13 protein-coding genes are annotated in these 12343 nt (G+C 67.8%); 8 read left to right on the plus strand and 5 right to left on the minus strand.

Annotated elements, in window-relative coordinates; translation table 11 throughout:
• The first annotated feature begins 205 nt into the window (after window positions 1-205).
• Entirely contained in the window at window positions 206-2092 is a 1887-nt protein-coding gene (locus tag DXK21_RS06285) for a CocE/NonD family hydrolase (protein ID WP_114816924.1), read from the plus strand.
• A gap of 52 nt (window positions 2093-2144) precedes the next feature.
• Here the strand turns inward: DXK21_RS06285 and DXK21_RS06290 are convergent, their stop codons facing one another.
• The 4 genes from DXK21_RS06290 to DXK21_RS06305 form a co-directional block, all read right to left on the minus strand.
• Window positions 2145-3065, minus strand: coding sequence for a cobalamin biosynthesis protein CbiG (locus DXK21_RS06290; protein ID WP_114816925.1), 921 nt, complete (start codon window positions 3063-3065; stop codon window positions 2145-2147).
• Window positions 3066-3149: 84 nt separating this feature from the next.
• Window positions 3150-3665, minus strand: a complete 516-nt coding sequence (locus DXK21_RS06295) for a hypothetical protein (protein ID WP_114816926.1) — start codon at window positions 3663-3665, stop codon at window positions 3150-3152.
• A gap of 3 nt (window positions 3666-3668) precedes the next feature.
• Window positions 3669-4454, minus strand: coding sequence for an exodeoxyribonuclease III (locus DXK21_RS06300; protein ID WP_114816927.1), 786 nt, complete (start codon window positions 4452-4454; stop codon window positions 3669-3671).
• Window positions 4455-4562: 108 nt separating this feature from the next.
• Window positions 4563-5498 (minus strand): hypothetical protein, encoded by a 936-nt coding sequence (locus DXK21_RS06305; protein WP_245945124.1) that lies wholly within the window; start codon window positions 5496-5498, stop codon window positions 4563-4565.
• Between the two features lie 145 nt (window positions 5499-5643).
• On the opposite strand from DXK21_RS06305, the gene DXK21_RS06310 reads away from it, so the two are divergent.
• Genes DXK21_RS06310 through DXK21_RS17020 form a run of 6 tightly spaced genes read left to right on the plus strand, consistent with a single transcriptional unit; the run spans window position 5644 to window position 10515 of the window.
• Window positions 5644-6720: an MBL fold metallo-hydrolase gene (locus tag DXK21_RS06310; RefSeq protein WP_245945125.1), complete on the plus strand. Its 1077-nt coding sequence runs from the start codon at window positions 5644-5646 to the stop codon at window positions 6718-6720.
• A complete protein-coding gene (locus tag DXK21_RS06315) occupies window positions 6717-7493 on the plus strand; it encodes an enoyl-CoA hydratase (RefSeq protein WP_114816928.1) in 777 nt (258 codons plus the stop codon). The genes DXK21_RS06310 and DXK21_RS06315 overlap by 4 nt, the downstream gene beginning before the upstream one ends.
• 51 nt (window positions 7494-7544) lie before the next feature.
• Entirely contained in the window at window positions 7545-8054 is a 510-nt protein-coding gene (locus DXK21_RS06320) for a GNAT family N-acetyltransferase (protein ID WP_114816929.1), read from the plus strand.
• Window positions 8055-8102: 48 nt separating this feature from the next.
• Window positions 8103-8654, plus strand: coding sequence for a DUF1285 domain-containing protein (locus DXK21_RS06325; protein WP_211305982.1), 552 nt, complete (start codon window positions 8103-8105; stop codon window positions 8652-8654).
• A complete protein-coding gene (locus DXK21_RS06330) occupies window positions 8651-9313 on the plus strand; it encodes a CoA pyrophosphatase (RefSeq protein ID WP_114816930.1) in 663 nt (220 codons plus the stop codon). Before DXK21_RS06325 ends, DXK21_RS06330 begins: the two co-directional genes overlap by 4 nt.
• Window positions 9310-10515: a CCA tRNA nucleotidyltransferase gene (locus DXK21_RS17020; RefSeq protein ID WP_114816931.1), complete on the plus strand. Its 1206-nt coding sequence runs from the start codon at window positions 9310-9312 to the stop codon at window positions 10513-10515. Before DXK21_RS06330 ends, DXK21_RS17020 begins: the two co-directional genes overlap by 4 nt.
• On the opposite strand, the gene DXK21_RS06340 is transcribed toward DXK21_RS17020, so the two are convergent.
• The gene (locus tag DXK21_RS06340) at window positions 10490-11449 is read right to left on the minus strand and encodes an endonuclease/exonuclease/phosphatase family protein (RefSeq protein ID WP_245945126.1); all 960 of its coding nucleotides are present in this window, start codon (window positions 11447-11449) and stop codon (window positions 10490-10492) included. The genes DXK21_RS17020 and DXK21_RS06340 overlap by 26 nt on opposite strands.
• 217 nt (window positions 11450-11666) lie before the next feature.
• On the opposite strand from DXK21_RS06340, the gene DXK21_RS17025 reads away from it, so the two are divergent.
• Window positions 11667-12343: DUF2793 domain-containing protein (locus DXK21_RS17025; protein ID WP_162790590.1), on the plus strand; the 677-nt coding region annotated here is incomplete at its 3' end.

Here is a 12343-nt window from a genome sequence, read left to right on the forward strand (position 1 = left end):
CAAAGCTTCGCCTTTCAATATTATGTCTTGGGAGCGTCGTTGGGGCTAACTAGTTGACCTGTCCGCGTCAGGAAGAGATCGCCCGGATGTACGTCGAGATTACGGGCGAGGCGCGGGCCTGACCGGCTGAGGCTCTGAGAACGAGGTTGCTGCATTTGGTCAACCGGACCTATCTTGCTGCCTTCAAGTCGAGGGGGAGCGAGACATGAACAGGATCGTAGCGGCTGTCGTGGCCGGGGTGATCGCCATGGCGCCTATGGCGGCGTCGGCGCAGGACTATGGAAGATACAGCGATGCGGCGGCTCAGACGGAGCTGGGGCGTATCGCCATTGTGGACATGGCCGTCATGGCGCCGATGCGCGACGGGATCGGCCTGGCCACCAACGTCTATCGACCCAAGGACGCTAAGGGGCCTCTGCCCACCATCCTGTGGAAGACGCCCTATAACGAACTGGCCTACAGCCCGCGCACCACGCGCAACGCCCTGACCTGGGTCAGCCGTGGCTATGCCTTTGTGGTGCAGAACGAGCGGGGGCGCTATTTCTCGGAGGGCGAGTATGAAATCCTCGGCTATCCGCAGACTGACGGCTATGACTCGCTGACATGGATCGCGGCGCAACCCTGGTCGAACGGCAAGGTCGGCACCTTGGGCTGTTCGTCGTCGGCTGAATGGCAACTGGCCCTGGCGGCGCAGAACCATCCCGCCCACGCCGCCATGGTGCCGCAGGCGGCGGCCGCCGGGATCGGCAAGGTCGGTCGCTTCCAGGAGCAGGGCAACTGGTACACCGGCGGCGTGCCGCGCAACCTGTTCTTCATCTGGCTGTATGGCGTCGACAATCCTCAGCGTGCACAGATTCCCTCTGGCCTGGATCAGGAAGAGCGGGCGCGCATCGTCCGCTACAACGATCTGGACGCCAAGAAGCCTGAGGTGAAGTGGTCTAGCCAGATCCGTCACCTGCCTGTCAGCGAGATGCTGGCGGATCTGGGCGAGCCGCCCGCGACCTTCGAAACGCTGATCGCCCGCACGCCGGCGGACCCGGCCTGGCGCGAGGGCGGTCTTTATCACGATGACATGGGCTGGGGCGTGCCGTCGCTCTGGTTCAACAGTTGGTATGACGTCTCGATCGGGCCGAACATGGAGTTGTTCAACCATGCGCGCTCCACCACCCAGGATGCCGAGGCGGCCGCCAATCAGTATGTGGTGGTCGGGCCGAACAACCACTGCGCCTTTGCCGCACTGGGGCCGAATTTCCGATCGGGTGATCGCGATCTGGGGGACGCCAGCTTTGACAGCGACGCCATGGTTCATGCCTGGTTCGACCGCTGGCTGAAGGGCGAGCGCGGAGCGTTTTCGGAAAGCACGCCGCACGTCCAGTACTTCAACATGGGCGAGAACCGCTGGCGGTCGGCGGCGCAATGGCCGCCCGCGGAGGTCAAGACCGTGCGCATGTACCTACGCTCGAGCGGTGGCGCCAACAGTCTGAACGGCGATGGCCGTCTAAGCCTGGAGGCTCCGCCGGCAGGCGAGGCGCCGGACCGATATCGCTATGATCCGATGAATCCGGTTCAGACTATCGGCGGCGGCGACTGCTGCAATGGCGGTCTGGTTCTCGCCGGGGCCTATGACCAGCGTCAGATCGAGGCTCGAAACGACGTGCTGGTTTATACCTCGGACGTCCTGACACAGCCGATGCAGGTGACTGGATTTGTCGACGCCGTGCTGAAGGTGTCTTCCTCGGCGCCGGACACGGACTATGCGGTCAAGCTGGTGGATGTGGCGCCTGACGGCACAGCCTACATCCTGGGCGACACCATCATCCGGGCGCGCTATCGCAATGGCTTCGATCGGCCCGCCATGTTGACGCCGGGTGAGGTGGCGACCGTTCAGCCGACCCCAATGACCATCAGCAACACCTTCCAGCCCGGCCACCGTATCCGGGTCGAAGTGACCAGCTCCAACTTCCCCAAGTTCGTGCGGAACCTGAACACGGGGGGAGCGAATGAGACGGAGCGTAACGGCGTGGTCGCAGACAACGCCGTGCACCATGCCGGCGATCAGGCGTCCTATATCGAGCTGCCGGTTCTGAAATAGGCCGGCGACGCTCCTTGCCTTGAGCCGGCGAGGAGCGTCTGAGGCCCGGTCTTCAGACCCCCAGGATCCAGCCTTCTTCGCTTTCGACCTGAGCCACTAGGGCCTCGTCGGCCGTCTTCGGCGGGGCGAAGGCCTTTTGCAGCGTGCCGGCGTCGTCCATCTGGGCGAAGGCTTCGGCGGCGGTGCGGACCTGGGCTTGGGTCTTGTATTCCTTGACGCCTTCGCCGTTGATCTTGCGCTTGGCGTCGAACAGGGCGGGCCAGACCTCGACCACGACGGCCGACAGGGGTTCGACGTCGGCCTCGGTCAATTCACGCCAGCCGGTGTTGAAGGGCCAGACGGCGGCGGAGGCGCCCAGCTTGTCCAGCAAGCGGCGCAGCATGGGCACGCCCAGCAGGGTCAGGCCGCCGACGGCGCCCGCGCCGTGCATCTGCCAGACGCTCTTGGGCGGCAGCTTGTCCTTGCGCGCGGCGACTTCGGTGGCGCGGAATTCGGGGATGTCGGCGCCGGCGCCTTCGGGCGGCTTGGTCGTGGTCAGCCAGCGTTGGGCCTGACTGGCGGGCGCGCCCCAGAAGGGCCAGGGCTGGTCGGTCATCAGCCGGTTCATCTTGGCCGCGACCTGATAGCGGTTGTTGGTGTTGTCGGCCTTGTCGACGATGTTGGCGGCCAGGAACTTGCCCATGGCCTCCCACGGCCGACCGTCCAGCTTGAGACGCGCAGCCGTGCCGGCGGGGAAGCCGAAGTCGAAGTCGAAGCCGACCAGGACGCGGTCGCCGCGCTTCCTGTGTTCAGCCAGCAGGTCGGCGATCAGGGCTTCGCCCTCGGCGCGCGTGGCGACGTTGTGGGTCTCGGTATAGAGGCGGAAACGCACGTCGCGCTTGGCGACGCCGACCCACAGGGTCTGCTCGCCCAGCTTCTTGCCTTCGGCGGCGGTCCAGTCTGCGATGATGTAGGCGTCGAAGAGACGGGCCACGGCGGGCTCCTGAAAACACAGTAAACAGTAGAGGCGGCTTCTAGCCTTCCACGACGAGGCCGGGAAGGGGGGCGCGAAGGGCGATCAGCGCTTCATCAAGGCTTCGACGTGCGACAACCAGCGGCGCCCCAGTCGCAGCGCCTCGGACGGAGAGCCGGTCGAGGCCGGCAGGTCGGCGTTCCACAGGGCCAGTTCGAACTCTGGATTGCGCGTATCGTCGAACATGAGGCGTAAGACCACCTGTTCCGCCTCGGGCACGACGATGTCCAGATCCTTGCGCACGGCGCCGCGTCGGGCGCGGGCGACGACATGGCCGTCGACGATGATCTCGCCGCCCTCGACCTCGTCAAAGGCGTAAACCAGGCCCTGTGAACCGCGCTTCCATAGCACCACCACCTGGCCGCCGTCGAAATCCAGACCGGCGGCGCGGCCCTGCGCCGGGGACAGGGCCTCGGTGTCGGCCTTGACCCCCAAGGTCTTCATCAGCGCCCGCTTCAGCCGCCGGTCTGGCTCCATCCACCAGGACAGCATCAGGGCGCCCGTGGTCAGGAAGGCGGCGGTCAGGGCGATCAGCAGGATGACCCTGAACGTCTCGCCCATGGGTCAGGCGTCCAGATCGAGGTCGACCACGACGGGGACGTGGTCGCTGGGCTTGTCCATGTCGCGGGCCTCGCGGTGGGTTTCGATGGCGCGGAAGCGGTCAACGGCCTGCGGCGACAGCAGGGCGTAGTCGATGCGGATGCCGTTGTTCCTCTGCCAGGCGCCGGCCTGGTAGTCCCAGAAGGTGTAGGTGCCCTTGGGCTCGCCGCCGAGCTCGTGGGCGTCAGACAGGCCCAGCCACTTCATGGCGTTCAGCGCCGCGCGCGTTTCCGGCTGGAACAGGGCGTCGTTGACCCAGTCCTCGGGCTTGGCCGCATCGTCGGGCGTCAGGATGCAGTTGTAGTCGCCGCACAGGGCCAGCGGCTCTTCATAGGCCAGCAGGGCCTTGGCGTGGTCTTGCAGACGCTGGAACCAGGCCAGCTTGTAGGGAAACTTCTCCGTGCCGACGGGATTGCCGTTGGGCAGATAGATGGACGCCACGCGCACCGGAACCGGGGCCTCTATGACGGCCTCCAGATAACGGGCCTGTTCGTCTGCGTCGTCGCCGGGCAGGCCGCGCCGGATGTCGGACAGCGGGAATTTCGACAGGATGGCGACGCCGTTATAGGTCTTCTGACCGTGGGTCTCGACGTTGTAGCCCAGGCTCTCGAAGGCTTCGCGCGGGAATTTCTCGTCCACGCATTTGATCTCCTGGAAGCAGACGACGTCAGGATTGGCGGCTTCCAGCCAGGCCAGCACGGTGGGCAGGCGGGCGTTGACCGAGTTTACGTTCCAGGTGGCGATGCGCATGGCCCCAAGGCTAAGGCGAGCCGCGTTCACCGTGAAGGGGTTGGTGAAAACAAAGACGCCGCCGGATCGCTCCGGCGGCGTCTTGTTCGTTCGACGATCAGGCCTGGCTTAGGCTTGCGGCGTCGCAGCCGGAGGCGTCGTGGTCAGCTTGCAGCCGCCGCCGATTTTTTCAGCCACGGCGCACGGATATATCTGCTGGACGGCGTGCGCGGCGTCGGTGCGCGCGATGAAGCCGTCGCCAGCAGCGCAGGAGGCTTCATAGAAGCGGCCATTGTCGTTCTGGCCCATCAGGCGAACCTGCTGGACGTCGCAAGCGGCGGCGTCCGTTCCGGCCAACCACGATTTCACGGTCGCGGCCTGCTCAGTCGGGGTGGTGAAGGTGCAGGTGGCGTTCTGGACCAGCACCTGCAGGCACTCGGTTTTCTCCCAGCCGGATGCGGCGCGTTCAATTCTGTAGCCGTCGACGCCGGCGCAGCCGATTTCGTACACTAGGCTACCATCCGACGTGGCGCCGATCACAGCGCCCTGATCCACCTGACACGGAACGCCGGCTTCCTGGGCATAGGCGGTGAAGACCGCCATTGCATTGTCGTTAGCGGGCAGGGTGCAGACGGTGCCGACGTCGGCGGCGGGGTCCGCCTGACGCTTCTTGTCGGCCTGGGAGGCGAGGATCAGGCAATCAAGCGCCTCAGGCGGGGTGGAGCCGATGATGATATAGCCGGGGCCGGTGGCGCAGACGGCTTCGTAGAGGCTGATTTTTTCCGCGGTCTGGCCCAGCAGCTTGGCTTCGGTCGCCTGACAGTCCTTGTTGGCTGCGGTGAGGAAGCCTTGCGCTGCGGCCAGGGCGGCAGCCGGATCGGGCGCGGCTTCACGAGCGCGACGGCGGTCCTGACGCGAGCGGTTTTGGTTCGCTGAGTCGTCCTCGTTAGCGCGTTCACGCTGGGCGCGCTGGTCCATGGGCGACGCCGCCAGAACCGGGGTGAGCGTCGTCAGCGACAGGGCGACCGCGACGCACAGGGTCTGGCTCAAATGTTTGATGGTCACGAAAGGGGCTCCTCCGCCTCAAGAAATCGTGAAATCCATGACGCTCCAGGGATGAGCGGTCAAGCGCGGCCGTGGCCTTGGATTGCGCCGCTGGACCTGACGGGCGCAATTCGCTTATGTCGATCAGTTGCGATTGGAGACTGACTTGGCGGACGGCGTGATGAGTGACGAGGCGGCGACGACCCTGCGCGGCCTGACCTATCCGTCGGGACCGCCGCCAGAGGCTGGTCAGGCGGTCGAGGTCGCGCCGGGGGTGCTGTGGCTGCGCCTGCCGCTGCCGATGACGCTGAACCATATCAATGTCTACGCCCTGGCGGATGGCGACGGCTGGACCCTAGTGGATACAGGCTTGAAGACCAGCGCCTCACGCGAGGGCTGGGAGGCGGCGTTTGTCGGGCCGCTGGGCGGCAAGCCGGTCAAGCGGGTCATCTGCACCCATATGCATCCCGATCATATCGGCCTGGCGGGTTGGCTGTGCGCGCGGTTCGATGCGCCGCTGCTGATGTCGCGGCTTGAATATGTGACGGCGCGGATGCTGATCGCCGACGAGGGCCGGCCGGCCCCTGACGAGGGCGCGGTCTTCTATCGCGCCGCGGGCTGGAACGAAGAGCAGATCGCCCGTTGGCGCACCGGCTATGGCGGTTTCGGCAAGGCGGTGGCGGCCATGCCTTCGGCCTATATGCGTCTGACGGAAAACGATGTGTTGCGTATCGGCGATGACGACTGGCAGGTGGTGATCGGCGAAGGACACAGCCCCGAGCACGTCTGCCTGTGGCGTGAGCGCGACGGCGTCCTGTTGTCCGGCGATCAGATCCTGCCGCGCATTTCCTCGAACGTCTCCGTCTGGCCGACCGAGCCCGAGGGCGATCCCCTAGGGGAATGGCTGCGCTCGCTTGAGGCGCTGAAGGCTCGGCTGCCGGGCGACCTGTTCGTCCTGCCGTCGCACGGCGAGCCCTTTTACGGCGTCACGACCCGGCTGGAGGCCCTGATCCGGGGGCATGAGACCGCATTGAAGCGGCTGGAGCGGACGCTGAAGACGCCGTCTCGCGCCGTTGACGTCTTCTCGGCCCTGTTCGCGCGCCCGGTGGGCGACGAGGTGCTGAGCATGGCGACGGGTGAGGCGATCGCGCACTTGAACTATCTGGCCCGCGAGGGGCGGGCCCGGCGTGACCGTGATGAGGCGGGCGTCGATTGGTGGACACTGACGGAGGCGGCGAAATGAGCGAACACATCAAGGTCGAACTGGACGGCGGCGTCCTGACGGTCATCTTCGACCGGGCGGACAAGAAGAACGCCATCACCCAGGCCATGTACACGGCCCTGGCCGAGGCGACTGAGCGGGCCAAGGTGGACGACGCCGTGCGCGTGGTCCTGTTCCGCAGCGAGGGCGACGCCTTTTCGGCCGGCAACGACATCGCCGACTTCATCGCCCTGGGCTCGCAGAGCAGCGGCGATCTGGTCGAGATGGGGGTGTTCCGCTTCCTCAAGGCCCTGGCTGATCTGGACAAGCCCGCCGTGGCGGCGGTGCGGGGACGGGCCGTGGGCATCGGCCTGACCCTGCTGCTGCATTGCGACATGGTGGTGGTGGCCGAGGACGCCTTGCTGTCGGTTCCCTTCGTCAACCTGGCCCTGGCGCCCGAGGCGGCGTCGTCGTTGCTGTTGCCGGCGACCGTCGGCCACCAGCGGGCGTTTGAACTGTTCGCCCTGGGCGAGGCGATTGACGGCAAGACGGCCCTGGCCTGGGGTCTGGCCAACCGCGCGGTTCCGGCCGATCAGGTCGACGCCACGGCGCGCCAGTTGGCCGACAAGCTGGCCCAGCGGGCGCCCAACTCGATCCGCAAGACCAAGGCCCTGATGCGCGACGCGGAGGCCCTGTGGGGCCTGATGCAGCGCGAGGCCCAGGCCTTTGGCTCGCAGATGCGCAGCCCCGAAGCGATGGAGGCCTTCATGGCCTTCAGCCAGAAACGGGCCCCGGATTTCTCGAAAGCCGGCTGATTTCTCGCGAACGCGATTGATTCGAGGGGGCTGGGGGTCTAGGCGCCGCGCATGAACGCTGTCGCCCTCCCAGTCTCCGTCGAGTCCGCCGCCCCCGTCCGCATCGAGCGAGAACGATCGGGGGATGCGGCGGCGATCGACGCCCTGGTGCTGGCGGCCTTTGGTCCCGGTCGGTTCGCCAAGACGGCGGAGCGGCTGCGGGAGGCCGCTCAACTGGCCGTCGGCTTCACCGCCTTCGAGGGCGAGCGGCTGATCGGCTCGGTGCGCCTGTGGTCGATCATGGCGGGCGAGGCGCGCTCGATCTTCCTCGGTCCCATCGCTGTGGATGCATCCAGCCGTCGCGGCGGGCTGGGTGCGGAACTGGTGCAGGCCTGCGTCGAGGAGGCCAGGGCGATGAAACTGGACGGCGTCCTGCTGATCGGCGACCCGCCCTATTTCTCGCGCTTCGGCTTTGTGGCCGCGCCAGACGCCGTCTTCAGCGGGCCGGTGGATCGACGTCGGATCATGTGGCTGCCGATCACGGATGTCGCGCCGGTCGGTCCGGTTCATCCGGTCGCCTGAGGGCCGTTCGACCTTCCTTTGCCGGGCGACGCGCCCCATAGTTCGCTCATGACGAACCCAGAGACATCGTCGGGCCTGTCCAGCGTGGCTGAAGCCGCGCGTCAGGCGCCGGGGCGGGGGCTGCCGCCAGTGCATCTTTGGCATCCCGAGCATTGCGGCGACATCGACATCCTGATCCGCGCTGACGGGGTGTGGATGCACGAAGGCTCCCCCATCGGTCGGACGGAACTGGTGCGGTTGTTCTCGACCGTGCTGAGGAAGGACCCGGACGGCTATCATCTGGTCACGCCCGTCGAGAAGCTGAAGATCAGGGTCGAGGACCTGCCGTTCCGGGCGATCACGATGCAGGCGGTTGACGGCGTGTTGCGCTTCACGACCGATGTGGGCGACGTGGTCGAGGCTGGGGCGGACCATCCGATCATTGTCGAGACCGACGCCGCGACCGGCGAACCGGCGCCGCGCGTCCATGTTCGGGCCGATCTGTGGGCGCGGATCGCGCGGCCGGTCTTCTATGAGCTGGTCGACCGGGCCGAGGCGGCGGAGGGGCGACTGCGGGTGCGGTCCGGCGGCGAGGCCTTCGTTCTGGGAGCACTGGAATGAGCTGCGACAGTCTGAGGGCGCGGCTGGAGGCCCGGCTGGACCCAGTGGAGTCCTGGAGCCCCGAGCGAACGGCCATCCGCTCGGACTACGACCTGAACCCGGGCGCGGCGCGGCCGACGCGCGAACTGCGGCCCGCTGCGGTTCTGGTGCCTATCATCATGCATGACGACGGCCCCACGGTGCTGATGACGCGGCGCTCGGACAGTCTGGCCAGCCACACCGGCCAGATCGCCTTTCCCGGCGGACGGCTGGACCCTGGCGAGACGGCGGGACAGGCGGCCCTGCGCGAAGCCTTCGAAGAGGTTTCGCTGGACCCCGGCGTGGTCGAACTGGTGGGGATGGGCGATCCCTATGAAACGGGGACGGGGTTTCTGGTCACGCCGGTGGTCGGCTGGCTGACCGCCCCGCCGCAGGTCAAGCCGTCGCCGGACGAGGTGGCCGAGGTGTTCGAGGTGCCGTGGGACTTCCTGATGGACCCGGTCAATCACCGCCGCGACTTCTATGATCCCGAGGGCGGCGCGCGGCGCTGGTTCTGGGCTATGCCGTTCGAGGAACGCTACATCTGGGGCGTGACGGCGGGCATTCTGAAGGGCCTGTTCGGACGCCTTTACGGCGACGAAATCGAGCCCCTGTCGGCGGCGGCCGAGGACGCCGCGTGAGCCATCGGCTGCAAGGTCAGGACTGGTTGACGGCCCCGGCGACGCGGGCGGTCATGGCGGCGCTGGCGGCGGGGGGCGGCCCGGACTGCGCCCGCTTCGTCGGCGGCTGCGTGCGCAACGCCCTGATCGGGGCTCCCATCGACGACATCGACATCGCCACCACCCTGACGCCTGACGCCGTGGTCGCGGCGCTGAAGGCGGCGGGATTGAGATCGGTCCCGACCGGCATCGAGCACGGCACGGTGACGGCGATCTCGGAGCATCAGCCGTTTGAGATCACCAGCCTGCGCCGGGACGTCTCGACCGACGGGCGACGCGCCACGGTGGCCTTCACCACGGACTGGAGCGAGGATGCGGGGCGGCGCGATTTCAGGCTGAACGCCCTCTATGCCGATGCGGACGGCGTCATTCTGGACCCCACCGGCCAGGGGTTCGACGACGCCATGGCGGGGCGGATCGTCTTTGTCGGCGAACCCGAGGGCCGCATCCGCGAGGACTATCTGCGCATCCTGCGCTTCTATCGGTTCTATGCCTGGTACGGGCGGGGCGCGCCCGATGCGGCGGCGGTGGCAGCCTGTGCGGCCCTGGCCGAGGGCGTCGAGCAGTTGTCGGCGGAGCGGGTGTCCAAGGAACTGTTGAAGCTGCTGGCCGCGCCCGATCCGCGTCCGGCGGGGCGGCTGATGGATGCGGCGGGGGTGCTGAGGCGGGTGCTGAGGCAACCCACTGATCTGATGCTGTTCGAGGCGATGACGGACTTGAGCGGGGATGCGGTGCTGCGGCTGTCGGCCTTATTGCCCGCTGATCCCGCGCGGGTCGCTGAGATTGCGCGCGCTCTGCGCCTGTCCAACGCCCAGCGCGACCGGCTGGTCGAGGCGGTCAGTGGCGAGACGACCACGCGCCTGACCGACGCCCAGGCACGGGCGCTGATCTATCGCGACGGGCGTCAGGCCTTCGAGGACCGCATCATGCGCGCCTGGGCGGCGGGGGGTGATCCTGACGGCGCGCGGCGACTGGTGGCTCTGGCGCAGGCCTGGGTGCGCCCGACCATGCCGGTGGGCGGGCGTGATCTGGCGCGGCTGGGCTTGAAGCCGGGGCCGGAGACGGGGCGGGTGCTGAAGGCCTTTGAGGACGGCTGGATCGGAGACGACTTCCCTGACCACGGCCACGAGGATCGGATCAGGGCGCTTCTGCCGCCAGCGTAAAGCGGGTGACGACCGGGCGGTGGTCCGAGCCGGTCTTGCGGCCCAGCCTGCGCTCCAGCAGGGCCAGATCGGGCGAGCGCCAGACCTGGTCGATGGTCATGCCGACCGCTGAGGGCGCCGCCGAGGGCCAGGTGCCGGGCCAGCCAGGGGCGGGGATCAGACCCGTCTCGGCCTGAATCTGACGACCGATCCGGGCGCTGGACACGCTGTTGAAATCGCCCGCCGCGATGACCGGGCCGGTCATGTCGCGGCGGATGGCGGCCAGGGCCGTCGCCTGGTTGATCTGGCCCCACTGATACTGGAAGGGCCAGGGCCGGGTCAGGTGGGCGCCGATGATGTTGACGGGGCCGAGCGGGGTCTGGGCGACCGCCGCGACCGAGACCAGGCCATCGGGCCGGTCGGGGACAGCGGTCAGGGGATAGCGTGAGGCGATGGCCGCGCGCGCCGCGCCGCTGGGCCGGTCCACGCGGGCGTTGAGGACGCGATGGGGATAGCCCGCCAGCACGCGATCCAGTTGAGCCGAGGGCGCGTCGCCGAGCTCGACCAAAACCACGATGTCGGGGTCGGCCTCGGCGATGGACCGGGTGATCGCCTCCACGTCTTCGTTCCAGGCCCACAGGTTTGCGGAATAGAGGGTCAGCGTCGGCGCGCCTTCGCGGGGCAGGGCGCCGCCGCGAGGGAACCATTGGGGCCAGACGGCGAGGATCAGAAGCGCGGTGACAGCCAGGCTCGCGATCATGGCTGGCCGCAGCCGCAGCACGGCATAGAGCAGGCTCAGAACCAGGGTCGCGGCCAGGGCCGGGGCTGGGAACTGGGCCAGAATATCGGTCCAGCGATGGCCGATGCGGGTCAGCGCCGCCAAGGCGACGGCGGCGGGCGCAGCCAGCAGGCCCAGCGCCGCCAGGTGGATCGCGGCCTTCAAGGGTGAGATCAAACGAACGTCCTCGCGGAGCAAACGCGGCGGACCGCGCTCTTGGCCTATCCGACCGGGGCGGCGCGTGTCGAGCGCTGCGTGCTCGACCAGGAACCTCGCGCACAATCTGAGGGGCCAATGCCGGGAATTTACCGGGTTTGCCGTTCGCTGCGTCCCTTCAACGCGCCGTGGCGGCGGGGCTGAGCAGACTGGTCCTCCAATCTTTGGAGATCATTCGATGAGCGACGACGCCAGCGCGCGGCTGGGCCTGCCCTATCTGGCCGCCGGACAACTGCAGAAACACGTAACCTTGAATGAGGCGCTGACGCGTCTGGATGCCCTGACCCAGACGGCGGTGGTCAGCCGCACGGTGACGGCCCAACCCGCCGCGCCCGCAGACGGCGCGCTCTACATCCTACCATCCGGCGCGACCGGCGCGGACTGGGGCGGGCGACCGGCAGGCAGTCTGATGCGGGCCGAGGCCGGGGGCTGGATCGTGGTCCCGGCGCCGGACGGTCTGCTGGCCGTGGTGCTGGATAGCGAGGAGGTGATGGTTCGTCGGGCGGGCGACTGGGCACCGCTGTCGACAGGCGCGGAGCCGGTCACGGCCTTGCAGAACCTGACCCGTTTGGGCGTGAACACGGAGGCGGACGCGACCAACGTCATCGCCGCCCGGCTGAACAAGGCGCTGTGGACGGCGCTGGAGAGCGAGAGCGGCGGCGACGGCGACCTGCGCTTCACCTTTAACAAGCAGGGGGCGAGCGATGTCCTGTCCCTGCTGTTCCAGAGCGGCTGGGGCGGGCGGGCCGAGCTGGGCCTGGTCGGCGACGACGACCTGAGGCTCAAAGTCAGTGCCGACGGCGGAACCTGGCACGACGCCTTCTCGGTGGATCGCACGAGCGGGCGCCTGTGGTT

The sequence above is a fragment of the Brevundimonas bullata genome (assembly GCF_003350205.1).
GTDB classification, from domain to species: Bacteria; Pseudomonadota; Alphaproteobacteria; order Caulobacterales; family Caulobacteraceae; genus Brevundimonas; species Brevundimonas bullata.